The 14,700-nt window shown below is 39.3% G+C and carries 14 protein-coding genes; 8 read left to right on the top strand and 6 right to left on the bottom strand.

What is annotated here, in order from left to right:
• Nucleotides 1-243 precede the first annotated feature (243 nt).
• Nucleotides 244-453, bottom strand: a complete 210-nt coding sequence (locus tag HJP15_RS13520; protein WP_169328004.1) for a hypothetical protein — start codon at nt 451-453, stop codon at nt 244-246.
• Nucleotides 454-629: 176 nt separating this feature from the next.
• Here HJP15_RS13520 and HJP15_RS13515 point away from each other — a divergent pair, with 176 nt between their 5' ends.
• From HJP15_RS13515 to yegD, 7 genes are all read left to right on the top strand, one after another.
• Nucleotides 630-1,499, top strand: a complete 870-nt coding sequence (locus HJP15_RS13515; protein ID WP_054205100.1) for a mechanosensitive ion channel family protein — start codon at nt 630-632, stop codon at nt 1,497-1,499.
• Nucleotides 1,500-1,731: 232 nt separating this feature from the next.
• Nucleotides 1,732-3,366, top strand: a complete 1,635-nt coding sequence (locus tag HJP15_RS13510) for a methyl-accepting chemotaxis protein (RefSeq protein ID WP_170173979.1) — start codon at nt 1,732-1,734, stop codon at nt 3,364-3,366.
• A gap of 814 nt (nt 3,367-4,180) precedes the next feature.
• The gene (locus HJP15_RS13505; RefSeq protein ID WP_054205102.1) at nt 4,181-6,472 is read left to right on the top strand and encodes a TonB-dependent receptor; all 2,292 of its coding nucleotides are present in this window, start codon (nt 4,181-4,183) and stop codon (nt 6,470-6,472) included.
• Between the two features lie 112 nt (nt 6,473-6,584).
• Nucleotides 6,585-6,884: a hypothetical protein gene (locus HJP15_RS13500; protein WP_054205103.1), complete on the top strand. Its 300-nt coding sequence runs from the start codon at nt 6,585-6,587 to the stop codon at nt 6,882-6,884.
• 60 nt (nt 6,885-6,944) lie between these two features.
• Nucleotides 6,945-7,601, top strand: a complete 657-nt coding sequence (locus tag HJP15_RS13495; RefSeq protein WP_054205104.1) for an HAD family hydrolase — start codon at nt 6,945-6,947, stop codon at nt 7,599-7,601.
• A 30-nt stretch (nt 7,602-7,631) separates the two neighbouring features.
• The gene (locus HJP15_RS13490; RefSeq protein WP_082355607.1) at nt 7,632-8,519 is read left to right on the top strand and encodes a DNA ligase; all 888 of its coding nucleotides are present in this window, start codon (nt 7,632-7,634) and stop codon (nt 8,517-8,519) included.
• A gap of 64 nt (nt 8,520-8,583) precedes the next feature.
• Nucleotides 8,584-9,951: a molecular chaperone gene (gene yegD, locus HJP15_RS13485; protein ID WP_054205105.1), complete on the top strand. Its 1,368-nt coding sequence runs from the start codon at nt 8,584-8,586 to the stop codon at nt 9,949-9,951.
• A 23-nt stretch (nt 9,952-9,974) separates the two neighbouring features.
• Here yegD and HJP15_RS13480 read toward each other — a convergent pair whose 3' ends face one another.
• From HJP15_RS13480 to HJP15_RS13470, 3 genes are read right to left on the bottom strand one after another with little or no spacing between them, the layout of a single operon-like run.
• Nucleotides 9,975-10,439 carry a methylglyoxal synthase gene (locus HJP15_RS13480; RefSeq protein WP_054205106.1) on the bottom strand — a complete coding sequence of 155 codons (465 nt, stop codon included), beginning with the start codon at nt 10,437-10,439 and terminating at the stop codon, nt 9,975-9,977.
• A gap of 17 nt (nt 10,440-10,456) precedes the next feature.
• A complete protein-coding gene (locus HJP15_RS13475) occupies nt 10,457-11,089 on the bottom strand; it encodes a LysE family translocator (RefSeq protein WP_054205201.1) in 633 nt (210 codons plus the stop codon).
• 2 nt (nt 11,090-11,091) lie between these two features.
• Nucleotides 11,092-12,294 (bottom strand): multidrug effflux MFS transporter, encoded by a 1,203-nt coding sequence (locus HJP15_RS13470; protein ID WP_054205107.1) that lies wholly within the window; start codon nt 12,292-12,294, stop codon nt 11,092-11,094.
• Between the two features lie 183 nt (nt 12,295-12,477).
• Between HJP15_RS13470 and HJP15_RS13465 the strand changes: the two genes are divergently transcribed.
• On the top strand, nt 12,478-12,948 hold the full coding sequence (locus HJP15_RS13465) for a hotdog fold domain-containing protein (RefSeq protein WP_054205108.1): 471 nt from the start codon (nt 12,478-12,480) through the stop codon (nt 12,946-12,948).
• Nucleotides 12,949-12,965: 17 nt separating this feature from the next.
• On the opposite strand, the gene HJP15_RS13460 is transcribed toward HJP15_RS13465, so the two are convergent.
• Together HJP15_RS13460 and HJP15_RS13455 are read right to left on the bottom strand one after the other, a co-directional pair.
• Nucleotides 12,966-13,457, bottom strand: a complete 492-nt coding sequence (locus tag HJP15_RS13460) for a bactofilin family protein (RefSeq protein WP_054205109.1) — start codon at nt 13,455-13,457, stop codon at nt 12,966-12,968.
• Nucleotides 13,447-14,604 (bottom strand): M23 family metallopeptidase, encoded by a 1,158-nt coding sequence (locus HJP15_RS13455; RefSeq protein ID WP_170173978.1) that lies wholly within the window; start codon nt 14,602-14,604, stop codon nt 13,447-13,449. Before HJP15_RS13455 ends, HJP15_RS13460 begins: the two co-directional genes overlap by 11 nt.
• Nucleotides 14,605-14,700 lie beyond the last annotated feature (96 nt).

Below are 14,700 nucleotides of genomic sequence, written 5' to 3'. Positions count from 1 at the left end.
AGCGTGGGTATACCAAAATCACCTAAATTCTGAATTTTAAGGTGACTTGGGTATTTAACTTCCATAAGTTAACAAATTTTCATGTATATACAATCAAGTTTATCGATTTAACGGGGGGATTGAGCGCAAAAAGCACGTTTTGTAGATAAAAAAGTCAAAATAAAAGAACCACTTTATTATCGATGTAACAATAAAGCGGCAATTAGGCTGGACTGGATGGAAAAGACACTGTGTGTGGCAAAATTAGTTGTAACCTAATACAAACTTTTTTTCGCTACTAAAGCTGGGTGGTTGTTCGTGGCCAAATTCTTTATTAATTAAATTTAGCGTATTTTCTTGTTCGGCCAATAAACATAAAATTTTATTGCGGTACTCAAGGCTCGATTCAAACAAGTTCATATCAACGAGTGGCTGCAAAGTGGCTAATTTTTGATTTAAGGTTAATTGTGACATTAATCTCTCCTGATACTCATTAAAGCTATTATTATTTATATAGCACTGACTGTGAGTGAATGTTAATAATTTGTTCATAAAGTGCGTTGTGCGCATTTAACTTCTCCTTAAAACTCATTATGACGTGCTAAACTTAGCGAACACTGAACACATTTATTATTTTTTGCGGAAGCCGTATGACCTTAGAACAAATTTATCATTACTTATCTTTTGTGCTTTTTAGCTACGGAGAGGTCAATATTACAGTGGCGAAAGTTATTCAAGTGCCACTGATTATTTTTGCAATGTGGTTTTTGGTAACACGCATCGGACGACTTATTAAAAAAACCTTGTTAGCGCGAAAAATGAGCCCCGATGCGGTGCTTTTATTTACGCGTATTTATTTAGTGCTAAGTATCGCGATTTTAATTTTTACCTCGCTCGAGGTTCTCAATATCCCGCTTACCGCATTTGCTTTTGTCTCTGGTGCCATTGCCATTGGTGTGGGTTTTGGTGCACAAAACATTATTAATAACTTTATTAGCGGCTGGATATTAATGTGGGAACGCCCAATTCGTATAGGTGATTTTTTAGAAGTCGGAGATGCAAAAGGCGTTGTTGAAACCATAAATACCCGCTCTACGCGAATTCGCCGTAACGATGGTGTGCATATGCTGATCCCTAACAGCCAGCTTTTGGAAAATACGGTAACCAATTGGACGTTAATTGATCGCAACGCGCGCTCTTCAGTCAGTGTTGGTGTTGCGTACGGTTCGGATGTATTACTCGTTGAACGGCTAATAAAACAAGTTTTAAAAGAACATTCAGCGATATTACCTGCCCCAAGTTCATCAGTTTTACTTGATGACTTTGCTGATAGTTCACTTGTTTTTAATGCTATTTTTTGGGTTTGTGCTGAATCTGAGAGTATGCTGCGTCAAGTACGAAGTGATATTCGTTTTAGTATTTATAAAATATTTGCAGAGCATGAAGTAACCATTTCATTTCCACAACGTGATATTCATATTGATGGGGAAATCGCACTAATGCGTAAGCGCTCTTTATAAACCTAATTCATCTTATTAACAAAAAGAGGAATTCGCAAATGTTCCTCTTTCAGTTACATTTCTTTACAATTAACGCCACTGTAAAAGATAATTATTATCAATACGTTAAGCCGCTGTTTATATTTTAAGGTTGCTAAAAGGCTATGCGTCTATATTAAATGTTCTATAAAAGGGTACAATTGCGTGCTTAATGAGAGTTTTTACTCTGTGTCGTCATTAATCCGGAATACCCATGAAACTGCTAACCAACTGTTTAAATAACTTAAAAGTATCCTCTAAACTTCGTCTCATAATTATTTTTGCCAGCTTAATTATTTTGATTTTACAAATACACAATGCCTATGATTTAAAAGACCGTATGCTCATTGAGCGTAAGAATAGTGCTCAATTATTAGTTGATAGTATAGAAAGTCAATTTAAAGCTCTTGAGAGTAATTTTGAGCTTACTGAACAAGCACGTAATGATGAAATTAAGCGTTTAGTTAAACAAGCAAGTTACGGGCAAAGTGGTTATTTTTTCTTGTTTGATCTTAGCGGTAAGATGGTTATGCATCCCATAAAACCACAATTAAATGATTTATCGATGACTACACATGAAAAGCCTTTTATCGCGTCTGCATTTACGCAATTTGTAAAAATGGCTCGCCTGTATAACCAGGGCTTTGTCTATTATCAATGGCCAAAACCAGGATCTGTAGAACTTGAACAAAAAACTTCATTTGTAAAACGTTTAGGTAGTGGGCAATGGGCTATTGCTACAGGTATTTACTTAGATGATATTGAAGAGGAGTTTAATGAACAGCTCAAAATAAGTTTAATAAGTACATTTGGCTCTATAGTGGTTCTGGTTTTATTAGGTTTATACATAGCCCGAAATATTACTAAACCGCTTGCTAAGCTAACTTATTCAATGAGTGAAATTGCTGCAAATAAAGATCTCACAATTAGTTTAAAAAGCGATGGTAAAGATGAGCTCTCAATCATGGCGTGCGCCTTTAACAATATGAATAATGACTTCAAAGATGTGTTAAGTGTGATTAATGGCAACACCAGTACACTTGCCTCACAGGCTGAAGAATTAGCATGTGTGACGAGTCAAATACAAGTGGGTATTGCAGAACAAAAAGAACAAACCGTTCAGGTTGCAAATAATATAGCATCACTAAGCACACAAGCTCATTCAATCACCCAACAAACAGCGTTGAGTTTACAAACGACAAAAGATGTTGAGTTGCTCAGCAAACAGGGCTTGAAACATGTTGAGGATAATTTTAACTCCATTACACAAGTTGCAGGCAATGTTGAGCAAGCACAATTGGCTGTATTAGAGTTGCAAACAGCATCAGAGCAAATTGGTGATATTTTAAATGTCATTAGACAGGTGGCAGAACAAACTAACTTATTAGCATTAAATGCAGCAATTGAAGCCGCGAGAGCGGGTGATCAAGGTCGTGGTTTTGCGGTTGTTGCTGATGAAGTAAGAACGCTCGCTAAACGTACTCAAGAGTCGACAGGGAGTATTCAACTAATGATTGAGCAACTTCAAGCAAGAGTGGGGTTAACCGTTGAGCAAATGCAACAAGCCCATTCTGCAACTCAATATGGGTTATCTGTGAGTCACGAGTGTACACAAACATTACAGCAAATAGACGAAGCTGTGCATGTTTTATTTACAATAAGCGAAGACATTGCATTAGCAACGAATGATCAACAAAAAGCAATGACCAGCATAGGTAGCAATATTACAGAGATATCAGCGATTGCAGAGCAAACTGAGTTAGGTGCAAAGCATACACATCAATCAAGTGAGCAGTTAAGTGAGATGTCGCAAAAACTCAACGGGTTAGTTGGCGAGTTTAAATTATAAATAATATATCCCTTTTCAGGTTGGCATTAATTCAGCCAACCTGAAAAGTGTTTTTATCGCATTTTATACCCAAGCCACCTCAAGATGCATAATTCAGCGTTTCACAGGGGCTTAATATCAAGGCGTTACTTTGCAACAATGGCAGCCCCTTTTAAGAAGTAACAACGATGAGAGTAAGTGCCTGTGAAACGCCTAGCGGGTTGGTTTAAAAGGGATTTATACTGCGTTACTTTTATAAGGGATTGATTTTAAAAGGGAACAGCCATTATTTGCAATCAATTCCTTGCCTAAATCCTTTTAATTCCAACGACGCTCGTATCTTGAGGAGGCTTGGGTATATCGAAACTAAAGTCCTCATTAATCTATAACTTAAAATATGCACACTTCAATTATTGGTATAGAGGAAGTAAGGATAAATCAAATCGTATTCAGCGTAAATAATGCGTACCTAAATTTACAATGCAAATAGTTATTAAATAGATCTGCGGGATTCCCTACAATTTTAACCCGATAGTTGATAGGACATATGTCCGCATAAAATAAAAATAATTGCATAAAGTGTCCTAAGTTCGCTTAACTTGTCGGTATTTGTTGTAAAAACTTTATCTTATTGTACATATTTATGCAGCAAAACTGTCATACAGTGTTATAATCTTCAGCGTTCGTTCAGCCTCTTTACTTCGTTTTGCACTCTCGACAAAGAGGTCCGCGCAGCTTACTGCAAGGCGCGAAAAATTGGCCGAGCCCGCCGAGTGAATTTGGCGCAACACCCCAACCGTTGAACAAGAGTGCATACAAAAGGTTAAACCCCGACATGAAAGCAATGAAAAGATCTACGTTAGCAACCCTAATTAATGCAACGTTGTTCTCTGCTGTAGCAGGTACTTCATTTTCAACTCTTGCTGCTGAGCAAACGCCAGCTGCTGAGAAAAACAACCAATTAGAAGTTATTCAAATCACCGCGCGTAAGCGTGTAGAAAATGCACAGGAAGTCCCTGTTGCTGTTTCTGCGTTACAAGGTGACAGCTTAGATGCCTACAGCTCTGCAGGTATGGATATTCGTTTTATGAATGCGAAAATTCCAAGCTTATCAATTGAGTCTTCATTTGGTCGTTCATTCCCACGCTTTTATGTTCGTGGCTTAGGTAATACCGATTTTGATTTAAATGCTTCACAACCTGTTTCGTTAGTTGTTGATGAAGTTGTGCAAGAAAATGCTATTTTAAAAGGCTTTCCTGTTTTTGATGTGGCGCGCGTAGAAGTTTTACGTGGTCCTCAAGGTACTTTGTTTGGTCGTAATACACCGGCAGGCCTTGTTAAGTTCGACACAGTAAAACCAGGTCAAGAATTTGATGGCTATGGCTCAGTTTCTTACGGTAGTCTAGGTGCTGTTGATTTTGAAGGTGCAGTAGGTGGGTCATTAACAGATCGCTTATCAACACGAGTTTCAGTACTTTGGCAAAATAAAGACGATTATATCGATAATCGTGCACCTGGTTTTGAACAAAAAGATGTCCTTGGCGGTTACACTGATAAAGCAGCGCGTATTCAGTTTTTATATGAAGGCGACGACTTTACTGGTTTATTTAACTACCATGTACGCGACATGATTGGTTCACCAATTGCTTTTCGCGCCAATGTTATTGAAAAAGGCTCAAATGAGCTTGTTGATAATTACGAACATGATGTGATTTATCAAGATGCAGTATCACGTGCTGTTCAGCATGTAGAATCTCAAGGTGCAAGCTTAAAGCTTGAGTGGGATCTTGCTAATCATACTATTACGTCTATCTCAGCATGGGAAAGTGCAGAGATTTTCTCTCGTGCAGACATCGATGGCGGTTACGGTGGCTATAAAGTTGATGGTCAAGACGCGCCAATGGGCCCTGGTTTTATACCTTTTAGCTCAGAAAGTGCTGATGGTATTCCTGATCATGATCAATATACTCAAGAACTTCGCTTATCGAGTAACTTTTCAGGTGATGTAAATTACCAAGTAGGTGTGTTCTACTTTGATGAAGCACTGACTATTGAAAACTACAGCTTTGACACGTCTGCAAATGGCAAGTTAAATGGCTATGTATTACAACAACAAGACACTAAAGCATGGGCTGTGTTTGGTTCTGTTGACTACACTATCTCAGATGACTTAAAAGTTACTGCTGGCCTTCGTTATTCAGATGACGATAAACAATTCTCTGCAAATCGTACTGTAAGCCCAATTGGTGGCGGTGCGTTATCTTTAACTGAAGATTTAAATGATGATCATATCAGCTGGGATATTTCAACAAGCTATAAAGTGAATGATGATGTTAACTGGTATACGCGTATTGCTAACAGTTTTCGTGCACCAAGCGTACAAGGTCGTATCTTATTTGGTAATGAAGTGACTGTTGCTAAATCAGAAACTGTGACATCTTATGAAACAGGTATTAAGTCTGATGTGCTAGATGGCCGTGGTCGTGTTAACGCAACTATCTTCTATTTCCAAATGGATGATCAACAATTAACTGCTGTTGGTGGTGGTGCAAACTTTAATCGCTTGATTAATGCTGATAAAACGACTGGTTACGGTTTTGAGCTGGATACAGAGTGGGTATTAACAGATGAGTTAAATGCTACATTCAATTTAAGTTACAATAAAACTGAACTTGATGATAACGATTTAGCTGTTGCTGTGTGTGGGCAATGCACTGTTACAGATCCTACTTTCCAAGTACCAGGCCCATTTGGTCCTGAGGATCGTGCAATTTTAGATGGCAATAACTTACCGCATGCACCAGAGTGGATTTCTAACATAACGTTACGCTATACGAAAGAACTTGCTGATGGTGACTTCTTTGCATATGCCGACGTTTCGTACCGTAGCAAAATTGACTTTTTCTTATATGAGTCAGTTGAGTTTGAAGGTAAAGCATTGTTAGAAACGGGCCTACGCGCTGGTTATAACTGGTCAGAAGGCGATTATGAATACGAAGTTTCAGGATTCGTGCGTAATATGTTTAATGAGCAACAAGCAATCGGTGCTGTCGACTTCAATAACAACACAGGTATGGTTAATGAAGAGCGTTACATTGGCGCTGAATTTAAAGTTAAGTTTTTCTAAGCTTTTAGTAATCTGATTATAAAGCCCGCTTCTTAGCGGGTTTTTTCGTTTATATTGAAAAGCTTTGCTGCTAAAGTAATGTGTATAGATTTTTTAATTAAAGAGAATAGTGATGGCTGGATTTTGGAATTACCGAGTTATTTTTTGTGAAGCAACAAAAGACGATGCTGCGCAATATCAAATACACGAAGTGGAATACAACCTAAACGGTAAAGTAACAAACTGGTCTGAAACGGGTGCAGCGCCATTTGGTAACACGTTAGAGGCATTGCAAGATGATGCAACGCGTCTTAAAACAGCGTTTGAAAAGCCGGTATTAAAAGTTATTAGAAAAGAGCGAGGTTATGAGCTGGTTGATGTTGAGACTGGCGCAGAAGCGTTTGCAGAGCCACCAGCGGGTTTAACGCAATAATATATATTATAAAAGGTGCTATGTGCGCCTTTTTTTATAATTAAAAATAAAGGAATGAGGATGACTTTAAAGGCTGTTTTATTTGACATGGATGGCACGCTAGTTGATTCAGAAAGCGTGCATTTTAATTGTTGGAATGATGTATTAGCCAAGTATGGTATTTGCTACGAAGAAGACGAATTTTGTCAGCGTTTTTCTGGTAAGGCAACATTAGAAGCCGCAAAAGAAGTGGTGGCGCATTATCAGTTGGATATAACTCCTAAAGCGCTGGCGAAAGCTAAATATGATTACTTTAGTGAATTTGTATCAAACCATTTACCGCCTTTAATGCCCTATGCAAAAGAAGTTTTACTGGCTGTAAAGCAAAGTGGTTTAAAAATGGCACTCGTAACAGGCAGTGCCCGCGCTGAGGCATTACCTATTCTTAAAGGGTACGGCTTTTATACATTATTTGATTGTGTGGTAACTAAAGATGATGTTGTTAACCCTAAGCCTGCTGCTGATCCTTATTTACTTGCTTTAAACACACTTAATATTACGGCGCAAAATGCCATTGCAATTGAAGATACTCACACGGGGGTTACTGCTGCATATAATGCGCAAGTTCGTGTTATGGCTATACCCAATAAGCATACGCTTAACCATGACTTGAGCAAAGCAACTGCACGGTTTGAAAATCTTCAGCAACTATGGCAATGGGTACAGATTAAGCTATAGTGTAGGTATCAACCCTGTAAGGATACCGTGATGAATAAAAGGATTTATAACGCGTTATTGTTATGTGTACTTGTTTTCAGCCAAGTTAACGTAGCTGCAAATGACGATAAAAACGCGATTAAAACGTTGTTATCAACGACCACTCCTCACGTGCAGCTTGCTAATGTATATGATGCAAATAATGATATTGCTGTATCGCGCTATTTAGTAAGTGAAAAGTTTGATGGTGTTAGAGCCATTTGGACTGGTAATCAATTTGTAACGCGTAATGGTAACACTATTAATGCGCCACATTGGTTTGTGGATGTATTACCAAACGTGTGGTTAGATGGCGAACTTTGGACTAAACACCAAGACTTTGCCTCACTCAGTGGCATTGTACGCACTATAAAACCAAATGATGATGACTGGCGAAAGGTCAGTTACCGTGTCTTTGATATGCCAGATAAAGTAAATCCTTTCAATGTCCGTTATCAAAATTATCAGCGACTAGTCAGTAATATAAATCAGCCCCACATTGTCGCAGTAAAACAACATCAGTTTACATCAAATGAAACCCTTACTGCGTATTTTGAGCGCACCGTACAGCAAGGTGCTGAAGGCGTTATGCTTCATTTAGCCAGTGCAAAACACCGTGATGGTCGATCGTCTTCGTTATTAAAACTCAAACCGTATTTTGATAATGAGGCCATGGTTATTGCTCACTTACCAGGTAAGGGTAAGTATCAGGGCATGTTAGGCGCTTTGCGGGTTAAAAATAGTGATGGATTAGAGTTTACAATAGGCACTGGATTTAGCGATGCACAAAGACGAATACCACCAGCATTAGGCGTAACAATTACTTACCGTTATCACGGTTTTACCAAGCACGGGCTCCCTCGTTTTGCGAGTTTTTTAAGAGTACGCACACCTGAATAACGTTTCAAAAAATCACTAAATGTGCTAAATTGCGCGGCCTTTTGATGTGAGTAACGGTGAAATAATGGTAGTTGGTTTTGATTATGGTAGTTCTAATTGCGCAATGGGTGTAATGAATGCTCAAAATACAGTTGAGTTAGTACCCTTAGAGCAAGGTAAGTTTTACCTACCCTCAACCTTATATACGCACCATAGTGCATTAGTCGTTGATTTTGTTGCACAACATTTAACTGGCACCGCTTACGAAAGCGACTTTAGAATTCAGCGCCAAGCGCTGCTTAACACGATGCCTCGCATTAAATCAGATTTAGATCTTGTCCCTGGCGATGAAAGTTTATTTATCGGTCGTGAAGCCATTAGTGAATATGTACAATTTCCAGAAGAAGGTTATTTTGTTAAATCTCCTAAATCATTTTTTGGGGCTACAGGTTTAAAGCAAGGGCAAATTAACTTTTTTGAAGACATTGCGACTGCGATGATTTTAAAAATAAAACAGCGTGCTGAAGCGTCGTTACAAAAACAACTAACACACACCGTTATAGGTCGCCCTGTGAACTTTCAAGCAGTGGGCGGGGAAGAGTCAAATAAGCAAGCCATTGGTATTTTAGAGCGCGCAGCTAAACGAGCAGGCTTTCAAGACGTGGCTTTTTTATACGAACCACTGGCAGCTGGGATTGATTATGAAAGTGACCTAACCGAAGACCAAAAAGTTTTGGTTATTGATATTGGCGGGGGGACCAGTGATTGCTCGTTTGTGCAAATGGGCCCAAGCTTTCGTAATAATAATGATCGTGATAGTGACTTTTTAGCGCATACAGGTAAACGTGTTGGTGGTAATGATTTAGACATTGCACTGAGCTACCACGCACTTATGCCATTACTAGGTTTAGGTACTACGTTTAAGTCAGGCTTACCTTTACCGAATCAGGCGTTTTGGCAAGCGTGTAAAATTAATGATGTGAACTTGCAAAGTCAGTTTTATGCGCAATCACATACCCGCGAGTTATTAACGCAGCTGCGTGATGTAAGTGAACCTGACTTATTCAAACGTTTAATTACGCTACAGCAGAACAAGCAAGGTCACCAACTTGTTCAGCAAGGGGAGGCTGCTAAAATTGCATTGTCTTCGCAAGCTACATTTGAGTGTGATTTGGGCTTTTTATCGCCGCAGTTAATTAAATTAATAAGCACCAATGAGCTAGCGCTGGCGGTTGATGATTCAATCAGCCAAATAGTGACCTTAGCAAAGCAAGCAATTAGCGATGCGGGTGTACCACCAGATGTTATTTATTTGACTGGTGGTAGCGCACAATCACCCTTAATTAAAGCGGCCTTGCAACAACACTTAGGCGATATAAAAATGGTGAACGGTGATCACTTTGGTAGTGTCACCGCTGGTTTAACCAAGTGGGCTAATATAATTTATAAGTAGGCAGACTTAATTTATAGTTTAACTTATAAATTAACTTGTCGGGTTGCGAGGTATTTTTCGTAATCTGGCAAGGTACGTTCAAGCTCGCTGTGCATTAACGACGAGCTTAATATCATATCAGCACTAACTTCATTACACGCCACCGGAATATTCCATACCGCAGCTAGACGTAGCAAGGCTTTAACATCAGGGTCATGAGGCTGAGAGGCCAATGGATCCCAAAAGAAAATTAACATATGAATTTCATGTTCAGCGATTTTAGCGCCAAGCTGTTGATCGCCCCCCATCGGGCCACTTAATAGCTTGATAACCTCAAGCCCTGTATTACGCTCAATTAAGTGACCAGTGGTGCCAGTACCATACAAAGTATGCCTACTTAAGTCATCCTTGTGTTTGCTGCACCATGCTTGCAGCGCTGCTTTTTTTCCATCGTGGGCAACGAGCGCAATATTTTTACGAGCTGGGAGTGTTTGTTGTTTTTGTTCCATGTTGACTCTTATTTTTATTACATTAATAGATTAATTGCCAGTGCAATAAATACGACGCCTGTTATGCGGTCAATCCAAATTTGACTTTGCGGATGATCGCGAAAGTAGTTTGCTATCTTATCGCCAAAATAAATATATGTGCAGTCGATTGGAAAAGCAAAAAGAGGGTAAAGCAAACCAAAAAATGCTAATTGAAAAGTAGTCGACGTTGATAAACTCGTATCAACAAACTGAGGTATAAACGCAATAAAAAAGAGCGCCACTTTAGGGTTTAGCACTTCGGTCATCATAGCTTGAAACATAACGTTTTGCGCCTTATTACTGACTTTGGGCTTATCATCACTGTTTTCAGTTGCATTACTGAAGGTGCTTTTAAGCATCATAATACCAAGGTAGCAAAGGTAGGCGGCACCAGCATATTGTACCGTTGCATATGCGGTTTCAGAGGCTTTTAAAATGGCAGTTAACCCTGCAACAGCAAATAGAGTATGAGCAACACCACCTAAGGCAAACCCAAATGCACTTTGCAAGCCTGCAGCGCGGCCATTTGCGAATGTTTGTGCCATTAAAAATGCATTTGATGGCCCTGGCGCTACTGCAATTAAAAAACTGGCTGCCAAGAAAGATAACAAAAATTCATAGTTAACCAGCATTATGGTTGCGCCGTTTGAGTAGGGTGGTAAATATGTGCTTTTTTACTGAGCAATACTACCCACAATGGCAGTAACAACAGAAGATGAAAAGCAATAAACTCAGGGGCATTAAATGGCAGTACTTGCGTAAGCATCACTAGTAACCCAGCGCCACTCATTTGCATTAGACCAATTAATGCTGATGCAGTGCCTGCTTGCTTAGGAAAATGTGACAATGCCATACCCGCAGCTGACCCTAAACTTAGCGCAAAGCCTAATGCAGCTATTAAAATTGGTAACATAAAAGTAAAGGCCGTTCTGAGCTCACTCATCACTAATACCAGCACGCCTGATAGAATTAGCAAGCTAACCCCTAACTTTAATGCTTTTTGGCTGTGACGCTTGATATAGAGCGGCGCAATAAAGCTGGCGACAATACTGACAATCGCATTGAGCGTAAACCAAAAAGTGAAATCACCGACTGTGCCACCAAGTTCGGTCATGATCCAGCCAGGCGCTAGTGTTACAAATGCTAAAATAGCTGACATTGCTACCATGCACAGTAAGCTATTAAAGAAAAATACAGGTGTGGTAATAATTGGCACAAATCGGCGTATGTCTAATATGTGCCCCTGGTAATGACTGTCACTTGGGCGAGTCTCTTTGAAAAATAGCAACGTCAATAGAAGACCTACGCACGCAAAGCCGGCTAAAAATAAAAAGTTCATCCGCCAACCAAACTGCACGGTTAACCAAGCACCTAAAATAGGAGCAAGGGCAGGGATAAAGCACACAATTCCGTTGAGGTAAGTGATCATTTGACCGCTTTTAGCACTGCCATACGTGTCACGCACAATCGCAAATGCTACAACAAAAGTGGCACATGCGCCAAACCCTTGCAATGCACGAGCACACATTAATACAGTAAAGTTCGGTGACATATACGCCAATAAAGATGACAAACCATACAAAATAATGCCAGCGAGTGCGATAGGTTTACGCCCAAATTTATCTGCAAGTGGGCCTGCAATAAGTTGGCCTAAACCAACCGTTAACATAAAAATCGCGACAGTTAACTGTACTTTTTGCTCATCAATGCTCAGTGCATGCGCAATGTCTGGAAAGGCTGGTAGGTATATATCAATCGCTAATGGGCAAAATACAACCAGTAAAGCGAGTATTAAAATAACACGAAGATGGCGACGCGGATCTGTTGTTGGCATGAATGCTCCTTATGGCTGCTATTCTAAGAACTTAATTGAAAAAAAGAAAGCGGAGATATAGGTACATACGTAGTCAGTGAAAGATAATTTTTTTGCTAACGAATGAATGACAGTTTATTAAACCTTGAATAACTGGTCTGATGTGTTAGTTTTGATTTTATTTACAGTGGTAGAGATTGAGCTATGAGTGGTGGTTCTGTGTTAAAAATCTGGCGAAGAGTAACAAAGTTACCATACGGAAACTGGCTTTTTAGTAAAGCGGTATGTTTTAAAGCGCCGTATTTTGGTTCTATAAAACCTTACATACTTGAATTACGCGATGGGCATTGCAGTGCGGTTGTTAAAAAACGTCGTAAGGTGTTTAATCATATAGGGACTATTCACGCTATTGCGCAGTGTAACTTGGCTGAATTGTGTGCTGGTGTTATGGTTGATGCTACAGTCCCAAGCAAAACACATCGTTGGATCCCAAAGGGCATGACGGTAAAATACTTGGCGAAAGTAGATACCGATGTGACTGCGATTGCTGAAATACCGATGCCAAGACAATGGCACGATAAAGAAGATTTAGTAGTACCTGTAAAGCTTTATAATACCCGCAATGAACTGGTGTTCACCGCAGATATAACAATGTACATAACTGAGAAAAAATAACTTAAAGACAGCGTGTTTTATTCTTTTTCTGCGGCTTGTTTATTAAAAAACGACAAGTCGTTATCGCCTTCGCTAAGAACTGAGGTCAGTTCTGATTTTGACTCAGTATCATTATTAATTAATGCGACCGTTTCAGCTTCATGACGTTGTTTTAAATTACCTTCAATAATAGCACCAGCATCAATGCTCAATGTATCTTGGTAGACATCACCATGAACTTGTGCAGAGCTTTCAATAACGACTTTACTTGCGTTAAGTGAGCCAAAGATTTTACCTTTGACTATAACGCTTTCAGCGGTGACAGTTCCTTCAACCGTACCCGTAGTACCGATCACAAGATGATTAACACGAACATCACCATCAATGCGACCATCAAGTTGGACCTCACCTTGGCTCACTAAGCTACCAGTTAACCGTACATCTTCAGAGATAATCGACGGCGTATTATTAGTTCTTTTTAAATGTGAGCTTGATGAATTACCCACAGGAGATTTTTTTTTACCGAACACGAGAGAGCGCCTTTGTGATTTTTACAGGATTGACATGTTTGCCATTAAGTAATACTTCATAGTGTAAATGAGTGCTCGTACTTCTACCGGTGCTACCCATTAAACCAATAACATCATTTTTAGTAATGCTTTGGCCTTTTTTTACTTTAATTTTATGCAAGTGACCAAAACGAGTAACAAAGCCATTTTTATGCTGTAACTCAATAAAATTGCCATAGCCACCATTTCGCCCGGCACGTAAAACAATACCATCAGCAGGGGCGAAAATTTCAGTTTTATGCCAACCCGCTAAATCAACACCCTTGTGAAAAGCACGTCGGCCATTCATAGGATCTTTACGCAACCCATAACTACTAGAGATATAATAGTCGGCTGCGGGAAGGGCGTGGGGTAATTCGTTTAAAAAATTCTCAAGTGCATTGAGAGAAAGTAACTTATCTGCGATGGCTAAAAACTGCATAGGAATTTTCGACTCATCAAATAAATCCAACGGCCCCCCTTGAGCTGCTTTAGGCGTTGCATAACTTAAGCGCTTGGCTAATGCTGTATCTAAGCCTGCACCTTTGAGCATTGTAAGAATATGCTGTTGCCGTTGCTCTATTTGCACCTCTAATTGCAAAAAACTGCGTTCATAGCTGTTCGTCAATGCTACAAAACGTTGATCTACAGTCAACGAGTTTAAATTATTTACTGACGTGTTTTTTTCGTCACTTTCGTCAATAAGAGGTACATGGAAATCACTTTGTTGTTCACTATTTTTTATTGGTGAGTCACTGACATTATCATTTTGCTTACTGATGGATTCTGGGAGTGACTCAATCATGCTTTGCAGCAAAGCATGTTTTTGCTCAAGAATACGCAGCTGCTCTAATTGTTTGGTGTGTTGTATTTGTTGGGCGCTTTGCTGCTGCTGCCATTGTTGTTGCTTTGATAATTGATTTTGCTCGATATCAGAAATTTTATTTGTTTGTGAGTAAACTTGAAGTGTAGATGCAGCAAGCCAAGTTAAAGCAATTAAAATAGACAGGGCGACACAAATTTGTAACCAAGGAGCCAATATGACATGTTTGACCTCACCATTTTGGCGGATCAACAGCTGTCGCGCTGGGAAAACTCGATGATAAAAAGACTTAATAAATACTGACATGGCTTATAAATACTGGCTATTAACCGATTTAAGATAGCAATTTGAGCTGAAAAAGCCAGAAAAAAATTGTAATTTATAATAATTAAAATGTAAAAA

The sequence above is a fragment of the Pseudoalteromonas sp. NEC-BIFX-2020_002 genome, from assembly GCF_013002825.1.
GTDB lineage: Bacteria > Pseudomonadota > Gammaproteobacteria > Enterobacterales > Alteromonadaceae > Pseudoalteromonas > Pseudoalteromonas neustonica.
The sequence above is the reverse complement of the archived record's forward strand: the minus strand, read 5'-3'. Positions and strand labels throughout refer to the sequence as shown.

Excerpts from the sequence above, each read along its gene's own strand:
- HJP15_RS13520 (WP_169328004.1), bottom strand. The coding sequence starts at position 453 with ATGTCACAATTAACCTTAAATCAAAAATTAGCCACTTTGCAGCCACTC.
- HJP15_RS13495 (WP_054205104.1), top strand. The coding sequence starts at position 6,945 with ATGACTTTAAAGGCTGTTTTATTTGACATGGATGGCACGCTAGTTGAT.
- HJP15_RS13465 (WP_054205108.1), top strand. The coding sequence starts at position 12,478 with ATGAGTGGTGGTTCTGTGTTAAAAATCTGGCGAAGAGTAACAAAGTTA.
- yegD (WP_054205105.1), top strand. The coding sequence starts at position 8,584 with ATGGTAGTTGGTTTTGATTATGGTAGTTCTAATTGCGCAATGGGTGTA.
- HJP15_RS13500 (WP_054205103.1), top strand. The coding sequence starts at position 6,585 with ATGGCTGGATTTTGGAATTACCGAGTTATTTTTTGTGAAGCAACAAAA.
- HJP15_RS13470 (WP_054205107.1), bottom strand. The coding sequence starts at position 12,294 with ATGCCAACAACAGATCCGCGTCGCCATCTTCGTGTTATTTTAATACTC.
- HJP15_RS13505 (WP_054205102.1), top strand. The coding sequence starts at position 4,181 with ATGAAAGCAATGAAAAGATCTACGTTAGCAACCCTAATTAATGCAACG.
- HJP15_RS13490 (WP_082355607.1), top strand. The coding sequence starts at position 7,632 with ATGAATAAAAGGATTTATAACGCGTTATTGTTATGTGTACTTGTTTTC.
- HJP15_RS13480 (WP_054205106.1), bottom strand. The coding sequence starts at position 10,439 with ATGGAACAAAAACAACAAACACTCCCAGCTCGTAAAAATATTGCGCTC.
- HJP15_RS13515 (WP_054205100.1), top strand. The coding sequence starts at position 630 with ATGACCTTAGAACAAATTTATCATTACTTATCTTTTGTGCTTTTTAGC.
- HJP15_RS13455 (WP_170173978.1), bottom strand. The coding sequence starts at position 14,604 with ATGTCAGTATTTATTAAGTCTTTTTATCATCGAGTTTTCCCAGCGCGA.
- HJP15_RS13510 (WP_170173979.1), top strand. The coding sequence starts at position 1,732 with ATGAAACTGCTAACCAACTGTTTAAATAACTTAAAAGTATCCTCTAAA.